17 protein-coding genes are annotated in these 21711 nt (G+C 50.1%); 11 read left to right on the top strand and 6 right to left on the bottom strand.

Going from position 1 to position 21711, the window contains the following annotated elements; translation table 11 throughout:
• Positions 1-81 precede the first annotated feature (81 nt).
• On the top strand, positions 82-1056 hold the full coding sequence (locus tag L6H70_RS07250) for an aldo/keto reductase (protein WP_236331405.1): 975 nt from the start codon (positions 82-84) through the stop codon (positions 1054-1056).
• Between the two features lie 102 nt (positions 1057-1158).
• Here L6H70_RS07250 and L6H70_RS07245 read toward each other — a convergent pair whose 3' ends face one another.
• A complete protein-coding gene (locus L6H70_RS07245) occupies positions 1159-1842 on the bottom strand; it encodes a DUF421 domain-containing protein (RefSeq protein WP_236331403.1) in 684 nt (227 codons plus the stop codon).
• A 201-nt stretch (positions 1843-2043) separates the two neighbouring features.
• On the opposite strand from L6H70_RS07245, the gene lspA reads away from it, so the two are divergent.
• From lspA to L6H70_RS07225, 4 genes are all read left to right on the top strand, one after another.
• A complete protein-coding gene (gene lspA / locus L6H70_RS07240) occupies positions 2044-2520 on the top strand; it encodes a signal peptidase II (RefSeq protein ID WP_236331401.1) in 477 nt (158 codons plus the stop codon).
• A 277-nt stretch (positions 2521-2797) separates the two neighbouring features.
• Complete coding sequence (locus L6H70_RS07235) at positions 2798-4657, top strand: assimilatory sulfite reductase (NADPH) flavoprotein subunit (protein ID WP_236333188.1); 1860 nt, start codon at positions 2798-2800, stop codon at positions 4655-4657.
• 35 nt (positions 4658-4692) lie between these two features.
• Positions 4693-6417, top strand: a complete 1725-nt coding sequence (gene cysI, locus L6H70_RS07230; protein WP_236331399.1) for an assimilatory sulfite reductase (NADPH) hemoprotein subunit — start codon at positions 4693-4695, stop codon at positions 6415-6417.
• Between the two features lie 143 nt (positions 6418-6560).
• Positions 6561-6968, top strand: coding sequence for a hypothetical protein (locus L6H70_RS07225; RefSeq protein WP_236333186.1), 408 nt, complete (start codon positions 6561-6563; stop codon positions 6966-6968).
• Positions 6969-6974: 6 nt separating this feature from the next.
• On the opposite strand, the gene L6H70_RS07220 is transcribed toward L6H70_RS07225, so the two are convergent.
• Together L6H70_RS07220 and L6H70_RS07215 are read right to left on the bottom strand one after the other, a co-directional pair.
• Positions 6975-8048, bottom strand: coding sequence for a glycosyltransferase WbsX family protein (locus L6H70_RS07220; protein ID WP_236331397.1), 1074 nt, complete (start codon positions 8046-8048; stop codon positions 6975-6977).
• Between the two features lie 58 nt (positions 8049-8106).
• Entirely contained in the window at positions 8107-9066 is a 960-nt protein-coding gene (locus tag L6H70_RS07215) for a glycosyltransferase family protein (protein WP_236331395.1), read from the bottom strand.
• A gap of 296 nt (positions 9067-9362) precedes the next feature.
• On the opposite strand from L6H70_RS07215, the gene map reads away from it, so the two are divergent.
• Positions 9363-10109, top strand: a complete 747-nt coding sequence (gene map / locus L6H70_RS07210) for a type I methionyl aminopeptidase (protein ID WP_236331393.1) — start codon at positions 9363-9365, stop codon at positions 10107-10109.
• A gap of 65 nt (positions 10110-10174) precedes the next feature.
• On the opposite strand, the gene L6H70_RS07205 is transcribed toward map, so the two are convergent.
• Together L6H70_RS07205 and L6H70_RS07200 are read right to left on the bottom strand one after the other, a co-directional pair.
• Entirely contained in the window at positions 10175-10579 is a 405-nt protein-coding gene (locus tag L6H70_RS07205) for a CBS domain-containing protein (RefSeq protein WP_236331391.1), read from the bottom strand.
• 193 nt (positions 10580-10772) lie between these two features.
• Positions 10773-11201, bottom strand: a complete 429-nt coding sequence (locus L6H70_RS07200) for a VOC family protein (RefSeq protein WP_236331389.1) — start codon at positions 11199-11201, stop codon at positions 10773-10775.
• A gap of 136 nt (positions 11202-11337) precedes the next feature.
• Between L6H70_RS07200 and L6H70_RS07195 the strand changes: the two genes are divergently transcribed.
• Positions 11338-12162, top strand: coding sequence for a hypothetical protein (locus L6H70_RS07195; protein ID WP_236331387.1), 825 nt, complete (start codon positions 11338-11340; stop codon positions 12160-12162).
• A 25-nt stretch (positions 12163-12187) separates the two neighbouring features.
• Here the strand turns inward: L6H70_RS07195 and L6H70_RS07190 are convergent, their stop codons facing one another.
• A complete protein-coding gene (locus L6H70_RS07190) occupies positions 12188-13072 on the bottom strand; it encodes a sugar phosphate isomerase/epimerase (protein WP_236331386.1) in 885 nt (294 codons plus the stop codon).
• Positions 13073-13242: 170 nt separating this feature from the next.
• On the opposite strand from L6H70_RS07190, the gene L6H70_RS07185 reads away from it, so the two are divergent.
• The 4 genes from L6H70_RS07185 (at position 13243) to L6H70_RS07170 (ending at position 21662) form a co-directional block, all read left to right on the top strand.
• Positions 13243-14340, top strand: a complete 1098-nt coding sequence (locus tag L6H70_RS07185) for a winged helix DNA-binding domain-containing protein (RefSeq protein ID WP_236331384.1) — start codon at positions 13243-13245, stop codon at positions 14338-14340.
• Between the two features lie 31 nt (positions 14341-14371).
• Positions 14372-14845 carry a heme-degrading domain-containing protein gene (locus L6H70_RS07180; RefSeq protein WP_236331382.1) on the top strand — a complete coding sequence of 158 codons (474 nt, stop codon included), beginning with the start codon at positions 14372-14374 and terminating at the stop codon, positions 14843-14845.
• Between the two features lie 213 nt (positions 14846-15058).
• Entirely contained in the window at positions 15059-16225 is a 1167-nt protein-coding gene (locus L6H70_RS07175; protein ID WP_236331380.1) for a small-conductance mechanosensitive channel, read from the top strand.
• A 13-nt stretch (positions 16226-16238) separates the two neighbouring features.
• Positions 16239-21662: a diguanylate cyclase gene (locus L6H70_RS07170; RefSeq protein WP_236331378.1), complete on the top strand. Its 5424-nt coding sequence runs from the start codon at positions 16239-16241 to the stop codon at positions 21660-21662.
• Positions 21663-21711 lie beyond the last annotated feature (49 nt).

The raw sequence follows: 21711 nt of genomic DNA, 5'->3' as shown, positions 1-21711 counted from the left end.
CTTGCCTTATAGTGGACTCTAAGGGGTATAGTGAAAATGAATTGCGGACAACCATTCAGGGATTAAAGGGAGGAAACCAGTGTGAAGTACAGTTATTTGGGTAAATCAGGCCTCAAGGTCAGCCAGCTCTGTCTCGGCACGATGAATTTTGGCCCGGAAACCGAAGAGAAGGAAGCTTTCCGGATTATGGATGCCGCGCTGGATGCGGGAATTAACTTTTTTGATACAGCTAATGTCTACGGAGGCCAGGAGCGCCGCGGCTGGACAGAAGAAATCATCGGCCGCTGGTTTAAGCAGGGTGGCGGACGGCGCGAGAAGGTTGTGCTTGCGACCAAAGTATACGGCGATATGTTCGATGAGCATGACGGGCCTAATTCCGGTTCCGGCTTATCTGCTTACAAAATCAGACGGCATCTTGAGGGCTCGCTAAAGCGCCTGCAGACCGATCATGTTGAGCTCTATCAAATGCACCATGTAGACCGTAATGTATCTTGGGATGAGCTGTGGGGCGCTTTTGAGATTGCTGTGGCCCAGGGCAAAGCGGGTTATATAGGTTCCAGCAACTTTGCCGGCTGGCATATTGCTGCCGCCCAGGCACAGGCGAAAGCACGCCATTTCCTTGGCCTGGTCTCTGAGCAGCATTTATACAACCTGCTTGAACGGACGCCGGAGCTTGAAGTACTGCCTGCTTCGCAGGAGCTGGGCCTCGGCGTAATTCCGTGGAGTCCGCTGGCCGGTGGGCTGCTGGGCCGTAACGCGCTGGCCAAGACTGGCGTGCGCAGCGCCCGCTCGGCTAAGCTGGAGCAGCACCGCAGCCAGCTGGAGCAGTTCTCTGCCCTCTGCAAGGAGCTGGGCGAGCATGAGGATCAGGTAGCTTTGGCCTGGGTACTGGCCAATCCGGCGGTTACGGCCCCGATTATCGGGCCGAGAACGATGCAGCAGTTCGAGGATTCGCTGCGGGTGACGGAGATTGTTCTGGACGAAGAGACGCAAAAGAAGCTCGGCGAGATTTTCCCGGGACCGGGCCGTCCGGCTCCTGAAGCCTACGCCTGGTAATTAGCCCGGCAAGCGATGATAGAATAAAGTATGTAAACAGCAGAGCAGCGCTCCCCCTTTTCGGGAGGCGCTGCTCTGTTTTTTGCCATTCATCACTGGATCTTAGTGCGAGACGGAAGAGATTATGGCTAGTTCACCTTCTTCAGTGATTTCGGCGTAGGCTACGGACTGCGGTCCGTTATAGCCCTGCTTGCGCAGCTCCCCGTCCAGCCAGGCATCATCCTGTCCCAGCTTGCTGAGGGTCTGGCGCTGTATAATACCGTCTTCGATAATGCTCAGCGGCAGGGTGGATTCCGGAACCGGCACAAGCAGATCCTCGCGGGTCGCCGGTTCATACTGCGCTTTTTTGAGAATGCTGAGTGAGCCGTTCGTCTCATAAATCGCGTAAGCAACCTCGCTGACAGAGAATGTATCCTTGGACCGCAGCATCATCCGCAGCTGTTCGAAATCCAGATTGTTTTTGCGCAGCTTACCCAGATCGATCTTCCCGTCACGGATTAAGACTTCAGGTTCACCCTCCAGCGGTTTACGGAGCTTGGGAAGATGGAGGGTGATTTTTTCAAAAGTAACAGACAATAACGTCCAGACAGCCAGCGTAAAAACCAACATGAGCACGGAGTACTTTTTTTCATATATAGTATCCCCAACAAGATCACCCAGAATTACCGCCGAAATGAAGTCAAAGGGCGTCAGGGCGGATATTTCCTTTTTGCCGAGCAGACGTGTCATCGCCCACAGCCCGATAAAGCCTGCAATTAATTTGATTGTTATAAGTCCGTAATCCATGCGGCAGCCCCTCCAGTCGGTCTTTGTAATCTAAGAATGTTTAACCACTAAGCTTTTGGATGTAACATAGCGCCTGTTATGCGGAAATACAGAAGCACTGAAATAGGACTATGATGCTAACGGGCACCGGTCTGTGATAAGCTGGAGGAAGCAGGAGTCTGGAGCAGGATTAAATGCACTGAATACAGGGAGGCGCTGGTTTTGCTATTTTATCTGATATCCGTATTGGTCGTTGCGGCGGACCAGGCTGCCAAGTGGATTGTGCGGTCGAATATGCAGCTTGGGGAGATTGTTCCTTTCTGGGAAGGGCATCTGGTATTTTCGTATTATGAGAACAGCGGGGCAGCCTTCAGCTCCTTTCAGGGGTACGGGCAATATTTTGCCATTGTCGCAGCAGGATTTGTCGCAGCAGTCTTCTATTACCGGCATAAAGGAGAGCTGCGGGGTCCGCTCCTGGAAGCGGCCAGCGGTTTTCTGGTAGGCGGGGCTGTAGGCAACGGGATTGACCGTGTATTGTTTCATCAGGTTACTGACTTTCTCGTATTCGGGAAGGGCGGGGGCATTCTCAATTTGGCCGATCTGGCGATTAATGCCGGTGGGATCCTGTTTGTCATTCATCTGATTCTCGGGCAAGTGAAGAGCAGCATGATCAAAAGAAAGCAAATCAAGCAAAACTGAACCCCTTCCAGGCAAGTGCCTCTGAAAAAGGGGCCAGCAACAAAATTTTTATATCATTTTATCTAATGCAAGTTATCATTAAATGTAATGAAGCTGCTTAAATCGGAGTTATTTACTATGATTTAAGCGGCTTTTTTGCGTTTTATTGAATTATGTACCTCAAATGGGATATATTAGTGAACCGACGACTCGTTGAAGGTTTCTAATAATTATGTTAGCCTGAGTTCATGATGTTAATAGAGTAGAAGATTTTTTTGCTAAGGAGAGGTCGATATTGGTGCAACTACAAGTTACGAATAGCCCGTTTAGCGAGAGCCAGGTTGAACTTCTGAACCGGCTGCTGCCTACACTAACGGAATCGCAGCAGATTTGGCTTGGCGGATATTTATCAGCAATGTCCCTGCGGGGAACTACAGACCTGGTCCGGGCAGCCGGTGAGCAGCCGGTGCTTGCTGCAGCCTCGAATGCAGCTGCTTCTACAGCGGCAGCACCGCAATTATCCCGTGAGGTGACCATTCTGTTCGGCTCCCAGACCGGAAACTGCCAGCGGTTGGCGAACAGCCTGTCCCGCAAGCTCGAGGAGCAAGGTTTCCAGGTGACCGTGGCGGCGATGAACGCCTTCAAAACAAATACACTCAAGAAAGTCGAGAATCTGCTTATCCTGGCCAGTACCCATGGGGAAGGTGAACCGCCGGATAATGCCCGGGCCTTCCATGAATTCCTATACAGCAAAAGAGCGCCTCAGCTGGAATCGCTGCGTTACTCGGTACTTGCTCTGGGCGACACCTCCTATGAATTCTTCTGCCAGACCGGTAAAGACTTCGATCAGCGGCTGGAAGAGCTGGGCGGCCAGCGCCTATGTCCGCGCGTCGATTGCGATCTGGATTATGATGAGCCGGTTGCAGATTGGTTCGAACAGGTCATCAGCGCACTAAACGGCCCGCAGAATGTGACAGCCATCGCTGATGCAGCAGTAGAGGCAGCGGAGACAGCAGATGCACCAGCTTCACCATACTCCCGCAATCATCCCTTCCACGCAGAAGTACTGGAGAATCTGAATCTGAACGGACGCGGCTCCGACCGCGAGACAAGGCATCTGGAGCTGTCGCTTGCCGGCTCCAATCTGAGCTTTGAACCAGGCGATTCTCTTGGGGTCTACCCTGAGAACCACCCGCAGGTGGTGGCAGATATTATAGCCGCCATGGGGTGGAATCCTGACGAATCCGTTCCATTAAATAAAAAAGGTGAAGAGGGGACGCTGCGTGAAGCCCTGCTGCGCCACTATGAAATCACCGTACTGACAAAACCACTGCTGGAACAGGCGGCGAAGCTGACCGCTGCTGCAGGACTTCATGCTTTGCTCGTTCCGGAGGCAACGGCAGAACTGAAGGCCTATATCCATGGCCGTGACCTGCTTGATCTGGTTGTTGATTTTGCACCCTGGGAGGTTCCCGCCCGCAGCTTTGTAACCATTTTGCGCAAGCTGCCTGCAAGACTATATTCGATTGCCAGCAGCTTTAACGCCAATCCGGATGAGGTTCATTTTGCGGTCCGGGCGGTACGTTATGAATCCCATGGCCGTGAACGATACGGTGTCTGCTCGGTGCACTGTGCAGAACGGGTACAGCCTGGCGATACACTGCCGGTATACATCCAGAGTAATCCGAATTTCAAGCTTCCGGCAAATCCCGATGTTCCGGTGATTATGATCGGGCCGGGAACAGGGGTTGCACCATTCCGCTCCTTCCTGGAGGAACGGGAAGAGCAGGGGGCAGGCGGCAAGACTTGGCTGTTCTATGGCGACCGCCATTTCGTGACCGACTTCCTCTACCAGACAGATTGGCAGCGGATGCTGAAGGACGGTGTGCTGAGCAAGCTGGATGTGGCGTTCTCCCGCGATACGGAAGAGAAGGTATATGTACAGCACCGTATCCTTGAGCACAGCAAGGAGCTATATGCCTGGCTGAAGGAAGGCGCACATGTATATGTGTGCGGCGATGAGAAGCATATGGCCCATGATGTCCATGCGGCACTGGTTACCGTTATTCAGGAAGAAGGCGGATTGAGCCCAAGTGACGCTGCAGCATATCTGGATAACATGCAACAAGAACAGCGCTATCAGCGCGATGTATATTAAGGGCAGCGGATGGAAGCGGAAGGAGACGATCAATCGTGGCAAATAATGAATCAGCGGTGAAGCCGATCGGCGGGCCGCCAAGCGATGTTGAACATATTAAGCTGGAGAGCAACTACCTGCGCGGTGCGCTGGAAGCGACTCTGCGCAATCCGATTACAGGCGGACTGCCGGAGGATGACAACCGTCTGCTGAAATTCCATGGCAGCTACATGCAGGATGACCGGGATCTGCGCAGCGAACGCGAACGTTCCAAGCTGGAGCCGGCATATCAGTTTATGCTTCGTGTAGTAGCTCCTGGCGGAGTGGCGACGGCTGCACAATGGCTGGTAATGGATGAGCTTGCCCATAAATACGGAAACGGCACGCTTCGCCTGACGACAAGACAGGCTTTTCAGATGCACGGGGTACTGAAATGGAATCTTAAAAAAACGATCAAGACCATTAACGATACACTCATGACTACACTCGCAGCTTGCGGGGATGTCAACCGTAACGTAATGAGCGGACCTAATCCGTATCAGTCGGAGGTTCATGCGGAGGTCTATGAGTGGGCCCGCAAAATTAGCGATCACCTGGCCCCGCGGACGCCGGCTTACCACGAAATCTGGCTGGATGGAGAGAAGGTTGTGGACAGCAAGGCAGACGTAGAGGTCGAGCCAATCTATGGACCGGTCTACCTGCCCCGCAAGTTCAAGATTGCTCTGGCGGTGCCGCCATCTAACGATGTCGATGTATTCTCCCAGGACCTGGGCTTCATCGCCATTCTGGAAGACGGCAAGCTGGCCGGCTTCAACGTCTCCGTAGGTGGAGGCATGGGCATGACACATGGCGATACGAGTACTTATCCGCAGCTTGGACGGGTAATCGGCTTTGTACGTCCGGAGCAGATGATTGATGTAGCTGAGAAGACCGTAACCATCCAGAGAGACTACGGCAACCGCTCGGTCCGCAAGAATGCCCGCTTCAAATATACAATTGACCGTCACGGGCTGGACTGGTTCAGAGGCGAGCTGCATCACCGGCTGGGCTGGGAGCTTGAAGCAGCACGCGCGTATCATTTCGACCATAACGGAGACCGTTACGGCTGGGTGAAAGGGTACGACGGCAAATGGAATCTGACACTCTATATCCAGAGCGGCCGGATTCAGGATCAGGAAGGTTATCCGCTGATGACCGGGCTCCGTGAGATTGCGAAGATTCACACCGGAGATTTCCGGCTTACGCCGAACCAGAACCTGATCATCGGTGGCGTGAGCAGTGCCAAGAAACGCAGGATTGCTGAGCTTGCTCAGCAATATGGCCTAACGGACGGAGCGCATCATTCTGCTCTGCGGCGCAGTGCGATGTCCTGTGTGGCCCTGCCGACCTGCGGCCTTGCGATGGCAGAGGCAGAGCGGTATCTTCCAGTCCTGCTGGATAAGCTGGAGCTGATCATCGACAAGGCAGGCCTGCGGGATGAGGAGATTGTCATCCGGATGACCGGCTGCCCGAATGGCTGTGCACGACCGGCCCTCGGTGAAATCTCCTTCATCGGCAAAGCCCCGGGCAAATACAATATGTATCTGGGTGCCGGCTTTTCCGGCGACCGGCTGAATAAGCTGTATAAGGAGAATATCGGTGAACAGGAAATACTGGAGACGCTGGAGCCGATCATTCAACGATATGCCAAGGAACGCAGAACCGGGGAGCATTTTGGGGATTTTGTAATCCGCAGCGGATACGTAGAAGCTGTTACCTCAGGCCTGAATTTCCACAATTAATCATGCAACCACAAAGAACCTGTTCTCCCACGAGGACGGGTTCTTTGGTATGTCTTTTCCTATCCCATAAATGTAAACTTGGATGGTTGTACTATAGCCATCTTCCAGAAGATACATATAATATAGCAACACAATTGAAAGGGATGATAGCCTTGCCAACCTTTGACAATGTACTGGTTACTGGCAACCAAACGATACAGCAGGACCTTCAAGTTAACGGAAACGAGACGGTACAACAGCACCTGAACGTAAACGGCAGTGAAACGATACAGGGCGATTTACAGGTTAACGGCAATCAGACTATCGTTAATAGTCTTGTAACAGGGGCCGATGTAGATGCCGGAGGCAGTCTCTGGTCCAACTATCGTGTAGGGTCCAGCAATCAGCCGGTTCTGCCGGCCGGAGGCGCAAGCCTGCAGCAGGTAAGATTCTATGCTACTGGTGCAGTGTCCCAGCCGGGGCTTATGTTAAAAGGCACAGATGGACTTGATTATGTGCTGTTCATAGATGTCAGCAGCGGCACACCCAGTCTTGCCATTCAGCTGGCTTGACTAAGTTTAAGAATCCACGGCAGGGAAAGCTCCTGCCTGCTCCAGTGCCTTCTTGACCTCCTCCAGATAGCGGAACTGATACCGGCGGTCAGGCTCAAGAAAGGCGCCTTCTGCCCATTCGTTCCAGGCGTTGATAAACAGAAAATCGCTTTGATAGAGGGATTTCGCCCGCCCAATCTGCTTGGTGAGGTACCAGCCGAACTTGCGCGGAGAGGCTCCTATAGCGCTCTGTCCCCGTTCACCGAGACGAGGTGTATTATCCCAGTTGACGTAGGCTCCTGGGAATATTTTTTCACCGTTTCTGTGGTGGGAGCGGTTGAGGATCGACAGCCATGCCTGATCATAATCAAATACAAGATGTTCTTTACCGCCGAGATCCATGTAATGCCAGAGACGCTGTGTGTCACCGTGGGCAAAGGTATAATGCGGTTCAAACTCAACGCTCGCATCAAACCCGTTTTGGCTGGGAATTTCGAATCCTCCCAATGTTCTGACAAAAAAAATGCCGTCCAGGCCATTCTTGACTGCCAGCCGGTTCCACAGGTTAAGCATTTCATCACACCGGGGGATTTTCCCCGGTCTATAGATGATAAACACAGGCTTGTTATCGATCCTGATATACCGCTCATCACGAAATGCCTTTAATAGCTCGTAAAAATGAAGTTCCCAGTCCTCTTCGTCGCCGTATTCCTGTCTGATCAGAAGTTCGTTGTCTCCGCCATCCCATTTACGCGTCCAGGATTCGTTGGCCCAGGACAGGCAGAACGGAAACTGCGGCTCACCCGAGGTTAAGACCTGATTGAATGGACGTTCGAGCAGAGGTTTACCCTTGAACCAGTAGTGATAGTAACAGAACCCGTAAATACCAAAGGCTTTCGCTACCTCTGCCTGCCAGTTCCTCGCTGCCCTATCCGTCAAATCATAGTAATACTGCTCAAACGGCTCCTTGGGCTGCAGGTGGCCGGGATAAAGCGGGACCGCCTTTTTAGTATTCGTCCATTCCGTAAAGCCTTCACCCCACCACTGGTCATTCTCGGGAATGCGGTGAAATTGCGGCAATAAAAAAGCGATGAGCTTCAACTTACATACCTCCTGCACGGCGAAGTTCTTAGGCCAGATAATCTTGCCCAGGAATGCATTATGAATAGTTAAATATGGTATGAAGGAGCTTGGAAGCCATTTGCAGAAAAGAGTAATCATACGTGCTCTTCCATAAGGCACGGCTGGCTATCGCTCTTTTGGCGTCCGCATGACTGGAATAATAGTGCAGTTTCTCCAGCAGTTCATCGGCAGTATGAAAGATGACAATATCCTCACCGGGGTTCATATATTCATAAATATTAGGATGGCCTTCAGCCAGCTGAAAAACCCCGCAGGCAGCGATATCAAAGAACTTAGCGGCCGGACCGCCCCAATGGATGACAAGTTCCGCACCGTTATAGTAATCCTGCAGCTCAGTATCAGGTGCCAGCACCTTTAGTCCCGGATACTCCTCCCAGCCTATACCGGCTGCGGCTACTTTTTTTATAGTGAACAAGTGCTTTATCTTCTCCGCGTATTCTTTACCAGCTCCCCTGGCGTCACCAAGCAGAAGTAAATAGGATTTGTACTCCGCATTCACGGATCTCGGAGAGAACAGGCTGCGGTCGGCGGCAAAAGGGAGGTAGCGGACATTTTTGCAGCCGGAATGCTGATAAAAGGGAATATGAAGGGTGTTCTGGGTAAAGACGTAATCGAATAATGCAGCCAGCCGGGCTGTGGATTCACTGGTAAACGATCCATCGGAGAGCCAGATCGCTTTCTTCAAAGGAGCCTTGCGGATGATCTCCAGATCCGTACCGGAGAAAGACTCTTCATTCCCTACAACCAGCAGCAGATCGGGGTTAAGCTGGACAAGCGCTGAAGAGAAGCTCTGAAAAGCTTTGATGGAAACCAGTTCTTTCGCCAGCAGCCGGAACTGCTCGGCAATCATTTGTTCCACCTGCCACATGGATTCTCCGGTCAGGGAGGATACCATCAGAATCCGTATTTGTTTATGATCAACGAATCCTGAAATCGACGGAAGTTCCCTGCGGGCTTCAGGCTGCGGGATATTCATCTTTCGGAGCGCTCGTACTACCGTTTTAGCGAGAAGTATTCGGGTTTTAGGATGCAGCCGAACGGTTATTCCGGAGTTTCTGGGGCGGTGTTTCTTCTTCCTGGTCATGAAATTCTGAAATCCCTCCTTACATCCCTGCACTGTCTTATTTTATGCAAAACCGGGAAAATTGATAATAAACACAGAATGAATTTGGATTTCCGGCAGTTTTCTTACATAATATAGAGGAGTACCAAAAAACATATTCAAGAGCCATTATAGTGTGTAATGTGTTCTGTACAGAAGAGGCGAATGAAATGATCATCATGAAAACGATGGAAGAGATTGAAAAGATGCGCGCGGCCGGTAAAATTCTTGCCGAATGCCACCGGCAGATTGCCGGAATGATACAGCCCGGAATCACAACGTGGGAAATTGACGAGTTCGCTGAAAAGTTCATCCTGTCTCAAGGGGCGACGCCGGAGCAAAAAGGATACCACGGGTATCCCTATGCTACCTGTGCTTCTGTGAATGATGTAATTTGCCATGGCTTCCCCAAAAAAGAGCCGCTGAAAGACGGAGATATTGTAACGATCGATATGGTCGTCAACCTGAACGGCTGGCTGGCGGATTCCGCCTGGTCCTATGCTGTCGGGACGATCAGCGAGCAGGCCAGTAAATTGCTGGATACCACCAAGGAGTCCTTATTCAAAGGCATTGAGCAGGCGGTTGCCGGTAACCGGATTGGTGATGTTGCCCATGCCATTCAGGTGTATGCCGAATCGAACGGCTTCTCCGTGGTCCGCGATTTTATCGGCCATGGCATTGGTTCAGAGATGCATGAAGGGCCTGAGGTGCCGCATTATGGACCCGCAGGCAAAGGTCCGCGCCTGAAAGAAGGCATGGTGTTCACCATCGAGCCGATGCTGAATACCGGAAGCTACCGGACAAAGGTGGATGCAGACGGGTGGACAGCCCGGACCATTGACGGCGGTCTTTCCGCTCAGTATGAGCACACTCTGGCAATTACACCTCAGGGAACGATTATCCTGACTGAGCTGTAAGCTGAGTTACAAATAAGGCCCTCCTTCTGCTGACTGCAGGGAGGGCCTTGTTCTTATCGTGGCGGTTAGTCCATTATATTCCGTGTGTAATATTCAATAATATCTTTGCGGCGGATAATTCCCAGAAAGACACCCGTGCTATCAACGACCGGTACGAAATTCTGGTCCGCGGCGAGCGTCAGCATATCCTCCATTTGGGCGTTGATTTCTACGCTCTCATTATGCACATGGCGCTGAATGTCACTTACTTTAACCTCACCCATATTCTCAAAGCTGAGCCCCTCTGTATTCTTGAGTTTCCATAGCAGGTCTCCCTCAGCCAAGGTTCCAACATATTTATTGTTATCATCAATAATTGGAATGGCCGAATAATAATGCTCTTCCAATTGCTGCATCGCCTCAAGCATAGAGATCGAGGAAGTGATGAATGCGACCTGGTCTTTAGGCAGCAGGAAAGCTGATATTTCCATGACTAGTCTCCTTTACAGTGGAATTGGTTAGCAGTGTACACTTATTAAACCACAATTCGCACTGAAAGCGCATTACATAATCTGTACCACCATGCACAAAAAAGGATATAGATTCATTGGACAGTGATCAAATCCCTGCCAAGTTTGCTATATCCTCTGTATTTGACGAAATTATATTTTCAAGCTAAGCTGCTTACATTCCGGCTTCTCCGTTATCCAGGCTGATCTGCCATTCAATACCGAATTTGTCTTTCAGGCTGCCGTAGCTTTTGCTCCAGAACGTCTCCTGCAGCTCCATGGTAACTGAACCGCCTTCTTTCAGCTGATCGAACCAGGTTTTAACCTTCGCTTCATCACGGGTGACTAAAGTAAGGTTAATATTGTTTCCTACTGTAAATGGCATTCCTGGAAAAACATCAGAGAACATCACATTGCTGCCGTCGATATTCAATCTGGAATGCATCACCAAAGATTTGGCTTCCTCAGGCAGCGGATAATCGGGATTCGGCGGCGCTTCGCCAAAGGTCATGATTTGGGGAGCTCCAGTTTCAAATACCTTTGCATAAAACTCAACAGCTTCGCGGCAGTTCCCATTGAAATTCATATAAACATCAACTGACACACGCTTCACTCCTCATATGCTAAATTAAGGAAGGCACTTGATTTTCCATATTGTATCATGGCCTTGTCCAAAGATAAATATTCTTTCCTTTGATAGAATATTCAATTATGTAACGTTCTTAAACAGGAGGGATTATATGAATGAGCAGGGGCAGTCACAAACGGTTTACGGCTGCGATTTCAGCGGGGCGAAGAACCCGGAAGGAAAGATATTCATTGCCTCCGGCAGTCTGGCCGGCAGCAGCTTCACGGTTAATCAAGTGTACAGCTGTGAGGACAGGCTCGATTTATACCATTATATCCAAACGAGCAGAGCCCCGTGGGGGATGGATTTTCCCTTCTCTATTCCAAAATATTATTTAGAGAGCCAATATGCTTCTTCCTGGGACAGGTTCATTCAAGGGGCATATGAGGATACAAGAGAACAATTTAAACAGCGGTTTGGTCAAATACATAGCGGTAAAAGCAGCCGGGATCTCCGGGAGACGGACACCGCGGTAGATGCCAAAAGCCCGGTATCCTCGACTCCCATAGCCATGCATGCGATGCTCTACGGCGGGCGTAAGCTGCTGTACAATTTGCAGGGGATTGCATCGGTCTATCCCTTCGAGCCCTACAAAGAGAATTCTTCGCGCCTATACGAGGTATATCCTGGTTACGGCTGGAAGGCGCTGAAATTGAAGAGCAGCGATCCGGAGGCCTTTGACAAGCTCCATACCAGCTTCAAGACGCTCATAGACAGCGGGTTTGAAGTTCGTATTACCGCAGAAGCAGCAAAAGCCACGCTGGATCACCAGGGAAAAGCCAATCTTCATGCCAGGGACGCTGTGATGGCCTGCATCGAGATGGCCTACTGCATCCGTACATACAAGCTGGAGAATAGTGAGCATACTCAGCCGGAATTTGCCACAGCACAGGAATGGAAGCTGCGTTCACTTGAAGGACTGGTTGTGCGAATGTGAGAACCGGGAAAATGCACCAGGCTGATCAGGGGCCATTCAGAATTCCGTCAACCCATGTATAACAGCGCTGCAGCTGCTCCTGGGAAATCAGATCTGAGCGGTGCTCAAACATGATTCTGATATTAGGATTCTCTGTACGGATGATCCGCAAGTACTCTTCGATCGGCGCCCAGCCATGGTTAACACTTAATTCAGGCAGCACCGGATAATGGCTGTTCTGTACGGTGTCCGTAATCTGGACATTGGATAAGTGGATCAAAGTTGCATATTTCGTGTAGGTGCCGAGTATTTTTTTGGCGTCAAAAAAGGGGTCCAGCTTGTCCTGCAGAAACAGTCTGGCGGTATCCAGGCATAGCCTGATTCGGGGATATTGATTCAACAGCTGCTCCAAAAAAACATGCTCGTAGATCAATCTGCTAATGGCGTCGAACTCCAGGACCGGCATGAATTGATACTTGTGGCTCTGCCGGTCAAGCCATTCGAACAGCTGGGCCGTGCGTATGATCAACTCCTCAACTGTAATTTCAAGTTCATGAATAAATTCCCGGCTGTCCCCGAACCGCCAACCCGCCCAGTTCACCCGCTCATCCAGAATTACAGGTTTCGGGTAATGGAACAGCACGTACTCCGGCTGAACTGCGGTAAGATATTCAAGCTCCTCCCGGATATGCTGAAAAGCGTCATAGCGCACCTTGTCATCACCGGCGAGAACCAGCGGATCGCGCAGTTTTGCAGCATTGGCCCGAAACGGAAAATGAACGCCAATCTGAAAGCCCCTGCTCTGGGCTGCTTCGATTAACCGCTCGGCATCCTCCCGGGAGGCAAATAAACATGCTTCAATACCATAAAATCCGTTTCGAAAATCGTTAAGATATTTCTTCTCATCAAAGCCTCCATATTGCCCGATCATAAACTGCTGCAGGTGAAGCACCTCGCTTAAAGTAAGATATTGTAAATCATACTATGCGGATTCCTGATAGACAATCAGCAGGCTTGTTCAATATACTGGAGGAAAGTACCATAGATCATAGCTGGCGTAACTATTGCAGCCTAAAGGGATCAGCAGAGGAGTGAGCCGAAATGAACAGGGAAATTGCCGGACTCCGGCTGAGGAACCAGCATATTAGCAGCGCTGCAATTTTGGAGCCTGGGCAGGTTGTCCGGACGCTTGGCGCGTTGCAGGCGCAGGATTATATGCAGGCCGCTTGGGCCATCGGGCTGCGCACGCCTGCCGCAGGGCTGGTCGGTGTGGAGCAGGCAATTGCCGGCAGGCATCTTCTGCTGACCTGGAGCCTGCGCGGAACCCTTCATTTTGCACCGCCGGAAGATGTGAAATGGATGATTCAGCTGAGTGCACCGCGGCTGCTCAGACAGGCCGGACGCCGGCTGGAACAGCTGGAACTGGATGACAAAATACTAGGCCGCTGCAGGAAACTAATCTATCATGCATTAAAGGGCGGTAAATGCCTCACCAGGCTTGAACTGCTAAACCTGCTTGAGGAACAGGGAATCAGCACTGCAGGCCAGCGCGGTTATCATATTCTCTGGCATAGCGCCTTTAATGGACTAATCTGTTTTGGCCCAATAGCGGGCAAGCAGCAGACCTTTGTACTGTTGGACGAATGGGTGCCGCAATCCCGGGAATTGTCCTATGAGGAATCGCTGGCGGAGCTGGCGCGGCGCTACTTCACCACCCGGGGGCCTGCTACTGTGCATGATTTTGCCTGGTGGGCCGGACTAACGGTTACGGAGGCCAGAGCGGGGCTGGAAGCGGTAAGGGCTGGGCTGGCATCCGAGGTGATCGGAGGCAGCGAATATTGGATGCCTGATATGCCGTCCGCTGCCGGGAGACATCCTGCCGGTGTCCATCTGCTTCCCGGCTTCGATGAATATATCCTTGGCTATAAAGACCGCAGCGCCGTGCTTGAGCCGGAGCTCGCACCGCGGATCGTTCCGGGCAACAACGGAATGTTTTTGCCGGTAATTGTATCAGAAGGACAAGTGGTCGGCACCTGGAAACGGACGATTAAGAAGAAGGGCGCTGAGCTGCTGCTTATTCCTTTTGAACCCTTGCAAGACTACAGCAGGGCACAGCTCGTCTCCGCTGCTGAAGCATACGCTGCATTTCTGGGGCTGCCGTTAATCAAGCTGGAGTATCAGGAGATTCATTTGTTATGAATCATAATATAACCAAAGGGAGTGCTGCAATTTGGAAGATTACAGCTCGTTATTGGAACAGATTCTCCGGCAGGAGCAGGATTACCAGTTCACAAAATTTACAAATCAGACGGCCATAGAGCTGGGCAATGCCATTTTGGAAAGAGCACACAAGCTGGGGAAACTGATTGTAGTGGATATCCGTAAAAACGGGCAAATACTGTTCCATGCCAAAATGGATGAAACAGGACTGAACAATGACCGCTGGATCGCCCGCAAGATCAATGTCGTCAACCATTTCGGACACTGCTCTTATTATATGAATGTGTTGTATAAATCGTGGAACACCACTATTCAGGACAACGCGTTCGTTGATCCGATGGAATATGCGGCAGAGGGCGGATGCTTTCCGGTGCTGATCCGGAATGTCGGGCCGGTCGGGACGATCTCTGTCTCCGGATTATCCGGTGAAGAAGACCATGAGATGATTGTGGCAGTGCTGGAGCAATTTTTGAAATCTGAATAATTTTCCCGTACAGGATCGCCCTGCTCGAAGTTTTAATGTGTCCCGGTAGCCCTCTTTTTGGCTTCCGGGACATTTTGCTTATTTCATTTGCCTAAGCGGGGGCTTTTTTGCAGAAACACCGGAAAATATAAGCAGGAATATTCTGGAGCCGTATCGAATAGATAGCGGAATCAACAAAATTCGACTTTTAATTTACTTATCAAAGGGGATTTCATGAAAACAGGACATAAGCCAGCATTCTTAATCGTAACGTTTGTTTTGATTTTCCTGCTGCCTTTATTCGGCAGTTTGACTAAATGGGGCGGCCTTCCACCCGGTTATGGTGTTTTCCCTGCGCAAAAAGTTGAAGCGGATCCCGGATTCAGTCTGCTTTATTTTTCACTTGCTTGTATAGTCGCCGTGTTCATCACGCTGGTGCTCGTAATTCCGCGTATATTCGGTTTTAGGAAGCTTCCGCAGGAGCCGCAGCCGCAGCCGGGCACAGCAGCTTTTCCTGTGTGGTTCTGGTGGAGCCTGCCTGTTCTAGCGGTTAGCTGGTTTTTGATGTGGGCACGGATCAGATTATTTGTCCCGCTGGAGAATTATACCTTTGTCCCGCTATGGTGGTCCTTTATACTGATATTGGACGGACTGGTCTACAAGCGGACAGGCGGGGACTCCATCATTTCCCGTAAACCACATTTAATGCAGCTGCTCGCCGTTGTGTCCTGCTTCAGCTGGTTTGCCTTTGAATACCTTAACTTTTTTGTGATGGAGAACTGGTATTATCCGAATGAAGATGTCTTCTCTAACTTTGGCAATGTGTTCTGGTTTTCCTTGTCATATACTACTGTTCTTCCGGCGATCGTTGAGTGGTATCTGCTGCTGAAGACATTCAAAACGCTTAGAGAGCGGTACAGGAACGGTCCTAAAATAAACGTCAGCAGAACGCTGCTGATTATTTACTTTATCATTGGGATGTTTCTGGCTTTCGGTATGGGCTATTATCCTTATCTGCTGTTCTGGGTGCTATGGGTGGCCCTTGTGCCTATGCTCTCGGCTGCAATGGCGCTTTGCGGATATTGGACTCCTTTTACGCCGATCAGGAACGGTGACTGGTCCCGGATTATACTGGTCGCACTGGCTACCTTGTGTAACGGATTTTTCTGGGAGTTTTGGAACTTTGGCAGTGAGTGGTTCCATGACTCCTTGCCCACCAACCCGAATTACTGGAAATATTCTGTACCCTATCTGGATAAAATTCATATTTTCTCGGAGATGCCGATTTTGGGCTATTACGGATATCTCTTTTTTGGCGTGAACTGCTGGATTGTCTGGCTCATTGCCGCTTATGTGTTTAAATTTGATGCTGATTTTGAATTAACGGGAGACAATCGCTAAAGGTGGAATGGGTATGATTACGTTAGATAACTATCTAATTCTGGAGACCATTTCCGACAATTATACGAAATCGGTATACAGATGCGGAGATACGATATCAGAGGAAACGGTAATTTTAAAAGTACTGAAATCCGAATTTACCGGGCCTGAGGCGGTTATGCGGTTTAAGCAGGAATACAGGCTGCTGAAGGAGCTCAGTGAACATATCGAAGGCGTAATCAAACCCCGTAAGCTTGAAGAAAAAAACGGCTATTACATTATGGTGATGGAGGATATCCACGGGCGGTCACTCAAGCAGATTATGGAAGAGGATCCGCCGGATCAGGCAGCTCTTGTGAAGCTGGCAATCCGGATAGTGGATATACTCGGTGCGGTGCATGAACAGAATGTTATTCACAAGGACATTAAGCCTTCTAATATCATCTGGAACAGGGAGCAGGACATCGTGCGGCTGATCGATTTCGATCTGGCTGTGAAGCTGCCCAAAGAGAAGCGGGAATTTCAGAATAGCGGGGTGCTGGAGGGGAGCATTCAGTACATATCGCCCGAGCAGACCGGCCGGATGAACCGCAATATTGATTACCGGAGTGATTATTATTCGCTGGGTGTCGTTCTCTACGAGCTTATGACCGGTAGCAGACCCTTTGTAAAGCAAGAAATGCTGGAGCAGATCTATTCCATTATTGCCAAGGAGGCTATTCCGCCCCATGAGTTAACCGGCGGCAAGGTTTCTGACGGGTTGTCAGGTATCATCATGAAGCTGATGGCAAAATCGTCCGAAGAAAGATACCGCAGCGCTTATGGGATCAAGGCCGATTTGAAGAAGGTGCTGGAAGGAAATACGGATTTTGTGATCGGGGCGGAGGACCGGCTCAATATTTTCCGGATCCCGCAAAAAATCTACGGCCGTGATCAGGAACTGACAAGGCTCGTGCATGCTTTCCGGCATAGTGTCCGGGGCCAGTCGCAGCTCACGCTGGTTACCGGTGAGGCCGGGATGGGCAAAACGGCTCTGGTGCATGAGCTCCATAAGTCAATCAGTGAGGAAAAAGGCTTATTTGCCGAAGGGAAATTTGACCAGTATAACCGCAATACTCCTTACAGTGCAATTATACAGGCCTTCCGCCGTTTGATCAGCCAATTGCTGGAAACGCCGGACAAGGAATACAAGCAGCAGATTAGGCAATCTTTAGCGCAATCCCTGGACGGGAACGGAAGGCTGATTGCTAAACTGATTCCAGAGCTGGACGGATGGATTGGTAAACAGCGTGAGATGGAGCCGCTTAATCCTGCAGAGGAAACTAACCGGTTCTTTATGACCTTTGCCAAATTTATTGAAGGGATAACCTTGAATGAACGGCCGCTGGTCCTGTTTCTGGATGATTTGCAGTGGGCTGACTTCTCGAGTGTGCAGCTTGTTGAACGCTTAATGCTTGATCCTCACCTGTGCAGACTGTTCATTGTCTGTTCTTATCGGGCAAATGAGATTCATGAGGGACACCCGCTGTTTGCCTCCATTGCCAAAATTGAGAAAAGCCGGGATGTAGGCATCATCGCTCTAGAACCGCTGACTGTCCATGATGTGCAGGACCTGATTGCCGATACTCTTTACAGTCCGCCGGAGCGGGTGAACATGCTTGCGGAAGTAATCTGCAAAAGAACAAAGGGCAACTCGTTTTTTGTAAGCGAGCTGCTCAAAGAGCTATATCGTAACGGGCTTTTACATTTTGACGAAAGACAGGGGATCTGGAGCTGGCAGCTGGACCAGATTCAAAAATTGCCGGTCAATGACAATGTGGTCGGGTTCCTGATGATGAAGCTGAACAGTTTGCCTGAAGAGGTCCGTTCGATTCTGATGCTGAGCGCTGCCATCGGGAATGAGTTTAATTTCGGAATGCTGAAACTGATCAGCGAAGAGCCGCAGAGCTTTGTCAGCCGGGCTATTGCTGCTGCGGTTGAAGAAGAACTCATCGTTCCAGCAGATTCGGGCTATGCCCTGTTCTCCGGTTATTTGGACGAGAAGGATAATGAGCCTCAGCTGCAGGCGGCGGTCTCTTTCCGGTTTGCGCATGACCGGATCCAGCAAGCGTTCTACCAGATGATTGACGCAGATACAATGAAAGAACTGCATCTTAGCATCGGCCGGCTGATGCTGAAGAATCTGGCACCTTCGGAAGCGGAAGAGTTTATCGTTGATATTGCGGCTCATATGAATAAAGGCTTGGAATTAATCAGTGACCGGGCAGAGATGAACGAGATGATAAGACTTAACCTGAAGGCAGCCCACAAAGCCAAAGCGGCCTTCGGTTATGATTCAGCTTATACGCTGCTGGAAACGGTGCTGCCGCAGCTGCCGGACAACGTCTGGCAAAATAATGACGTTCCGGCGGCGGAGCTTTACGGGCTGCTGGCACAATGCGGCTACTTAACACATCATATCGCGGAGGCAGATGCCGCATGTGCGGTACTTCTCCAGTACACAACCGATAAACGGGCCCGGGCTCAGATATTTGAGATGCAGGCCAATCACTATATGTATCTTGGAATGATGAATGAATCGATTACTTCCGGCAGGAAGGGTCTGCAGGTCATGGGTATCCAAATTCCTCGTAGGGTTGGGATGGTGTCCGTGCTGGGCGAGCTTGTGAAGATTAAAGCCGCACTCCGGGGAAAGACGCCTGAGGATATTTATACGGCCCGGCAAATGGAAGATCCAGATATGCTGCTGATCATGCGGCTGCTAATCAACTTTATCCCGCCGGCCTTTATCTCAGGGGAGACTTCGCTGTTCGGCTTAGTCGTGCTGAAAAAAGTGGGGCTGACCCTGAAATACGGCAATTCTCCTGAATCGGCACTTGCCTTTATTGGATATTCCATGCTGTTGTCCGGGTTCGGCGATGTGAAGGGGGCTTTTGAATTCGGAAGGCTGGGCATCCGGATCAATGACAAGTTCAACGATCTGCAGTGGAGAGGTGCGGTACATGTCTTATATACCCTGTTCAGTCATGCCTGGACAGAGCCGTGGGACACTTTGCATGACTGGTTTACGACTTCGATTGAAGCCAGTCTTCGGACCGGCAATCTGCTTTATCTTGCCCATTCCTGCTTCTATGTAAATTTATGGAATCCGGAGATGGATCTGGTCACGCATCTGCAGGAGAGCAGCAGGATGATTGCGATGATCGAGAACACCAAATACAAAGAGTCGCTGGCGACGGCTCTGCTGGTACGGCAATATTACCGCAATCTTCTGGGGGAAATGGAAGACCGCAGCTCTTTCAGTGACGAGTCATTTAATGAAGAGAACATGCTGCATGATTTGGAGCTGGCGAAATATAATTCCGGAATAGCAATTTACTATATTTATAAAATGAAGCTGCTGTTTACCTATGAAAGCTACAAAGAAGCTTTAGTGTATATTGACAAAGCTTATCCAATTATTGGCGCACTTTCCGGTTCGGCCTTTATGGAGGAATTCGCACTTTATACCTTCCTTAATCTGGCCTACAGTTATCCGCAGCTCCATGCCAGTGAACGGAGAAAGGCAAAGGCCAGAATGCGTAAGGAGCTCGGTCGGGTCCGCAAATGGGTCAAGCACGCTCCAGATACCTTCAGGCAGCATGAAATGCTGATGAAGGCCGAGTGGGCACGGATTTTCGGCACGGAGGATGAGGCGGGATACTATTATGACCTGGCAATTCAGGCCAGCGAGCATGGAAAATTCGTCAGATATAAGGCTCTTACCAATGAACTGGCTTCTAAATTTTATAACGGTAAGCAGTTCAACGAATTTGCCGCTTATCTGCTCAGACAATCCGTTTATTATTACTCAGTCTGGGGCGCAAAGGCGAAAATTGAGTTCATTAATGAACGTTATCCGGACCTCGTCCGCAAGATCAATTCGAAAGAGTTCCTGTACGGGCGTAGCGTGTCGGAGTACTCCGAGAGTATTGATCTGGACTCGATGATTATGGCTTCCCAGGCGATTTCCAAGGAAATTGAGCTGGATAACCTCCTGGAGGCACTCATGGAGATTGTCATCAAGAATGCCGGGGCGCAGCGAGGCTGCATCCGGATGTCTGTAGGCTCGGGATTGCTGGTCGAAGGTGAATATCAGCCCGGGGAAAGTAAAATATCCATCTCCGTGTATAGTCAGGGGCGTTACGACAATCTGCCGGATGCTATTTTGAGACAGGTAGAGGAGAGCGGAGAAACACTGATCTACAATGACGCTTTCTCTGAAACGCAGTTTGTGAATGATCCCTACATTGTGAGGCACCGCCCTAAGTCCGTGGTCTGCATGCCGCTAATTAATCAGAATAAGACAGTTGCCGTCATTTATCTGGAGAATAATCTGGTAACCGGCGTATTCACCAAGGAACGGATGAAAATCATAAATCTGCTGTCGCGGGAAATGGTGTTCTCGCTGGAAAATGCCAGCCTGTATTCGGAGCTTGAACGTTCGGAAGAAAAGTACCGTGAGCTGGTCAACAATTTGCAGGACGGTATCTTTATTACCCAAGATTATATCTGTAAATATGCAAATGAAGCATTGGCCAAGATGCTGGGTTATGAGGCAAAAGAGATGCTGGAGCAGCCGTTTGAGAATTTCCTCAGTCCGGCGGAGCGCGAAAAGGTTATGCATTATTATGACCGCAGAATGGAAAGTAAGTCAGCACCCTTTGAGTATGAAACCCGCTTACTGCACAAAGACCAGGTGCACGAGATTATTGTGATTCACAAAGTGACGCTGATCAACTATATGAATAAGCCGGCAATTCAAGGGACTGTAAAAGATATCACGTTGCGTAAGCAGGCGGAAGAAGAGCTATTACGGCATAAAGAGCATCTGGAAGAGCTCGTCGCAGAGCGTACGAAGGAACTGGAGCTGAATAACGAGGAGCTTAACAAATATATTGGCTTAATCGAGCAGATTTCCATTACCGACGAATTAACAGGACTTTATAACCGGAGATATTTCAATAAAGTATTTGTGGAGGAAGTTGAAAAGGCCGCCGCAGGCCAAAAGTATCTGACCTATCTGATGCTCGACATCGACTATTTCAAAAAATATAATGACACTTATGGACATTATGAAGGTGATTCGGTGCTGCGGAGAGTAGGGAAACTGCTGCATGAGCTGGCTGAACGGGCCGATGGCTTCGCCATTCGGCTCGGTGGAGAAGAATTCGGCATTATAGTCTCCGGCTTCACCCCCAAGCAGTCGCGTGATTATGCAGAGGGCATCCGCAGAAGCATCGAAGATTTGCAGATACCGCATGCCATGAGCCCGCAGTTTGGAATCATTACCGTATCTGTTGGTGTTGCAGCAGTCCGGGTCGAGCATGTTCGGGAAGAAGATATTTACAAGCTCGGCGATAATGCGCTCTATCAATCTAAGGCGGAAGGCAGAAACCGTGTAACGCTGTTTGAATAACTATATTAATTGTAACCCTCCGGTGTTCCTCCATCCGGAGGGTTTTGCT

Source organism: Paenibacillus auburnensis, from assembly GCF_927798115.1.
GTDB classification, from domain to species: domain Bacteria; phylum Bacillota; class Bacilli; order Paenibacillales; family Paenibacillaceae; genus Paenibacillus_AQ; species Paenibacillus_AQ auburnensis.
Note: the sequence above shows the minus strand (reverse complement) of the source record. Positions and strands in the feature narration are given on the sequence as shown.

Bases quoted from the DNA above. Each gene is read 5' to 3' on its own strand.
- L6H70_RS07215 (WP_236331395.1), bottom strand. From the start codon at position 9,066: ATGAATATCCCGCAGCCTGAAGCCCGCAGGGAACTTCCGTCGATTTCA.
- L6H70_RS07185 (WP_236331384.1), top strand. From the start codon at position 13,243: ATGAACAGGGAAATTGCCGGACTCCGGCTGAGGAACCAGCATATTAGC.
- L6H70_RS07245 (WP_236331403.1), bottom strand. From the start codon at position 1,842: ATGGATTACGGACTTATAACAATCAAATTAATTGCAGGCTTTATCGGG.
- L6H70_RS07195 (WP_236331387.1), top strand. From the start codon at position 11,338: ATGAATGAGCAGGGGCAGTCACAAACGGTTTACGGCTGCGATTTCAGC.
- L6H70_RS07175 (WP_236331380.1), top strand. From the start codon at position 15,059: ATGAAAACAGGACATAAGCCAGCATTCTTAATCGTAACGTTTGTTTTG.
- L6H70_RS07225 (WP_236333186.1), top strand. From the start codon at position 6,561: ATGATAGCCTTGCCAACCTTTGACAATGTACTGGTTACTGGCAACCAA.
- map (WP_236331393.1), top strand. From the start codon at position 9,363: ATGATCATCATGAAAACGATGGAAGAGATTGAAAAGATGCGCGCGGCC.
- L6H70_RS07170 (WP_236331378.1), top strand. From the start codon at position 16,239: ATGATTACGTTAGATAACTATCTAATTCTGGAGACCATTTCCGACAAT.
- L6H70_RS07190 (WP_236331386.1), bottom strand. From the start codon at position 13,072: ATGATCGGGCAATATGGAGGCTTTGATGAGAAGAAATATCTTAACGAT.
- L6H70_RS07205 (WP_236331391.1), bottom strand. From the start codon at position 10,579: ATGGAAATATCAGCTTTCCTGCTGCCTAAAGACCAGGTCGCATTCATC.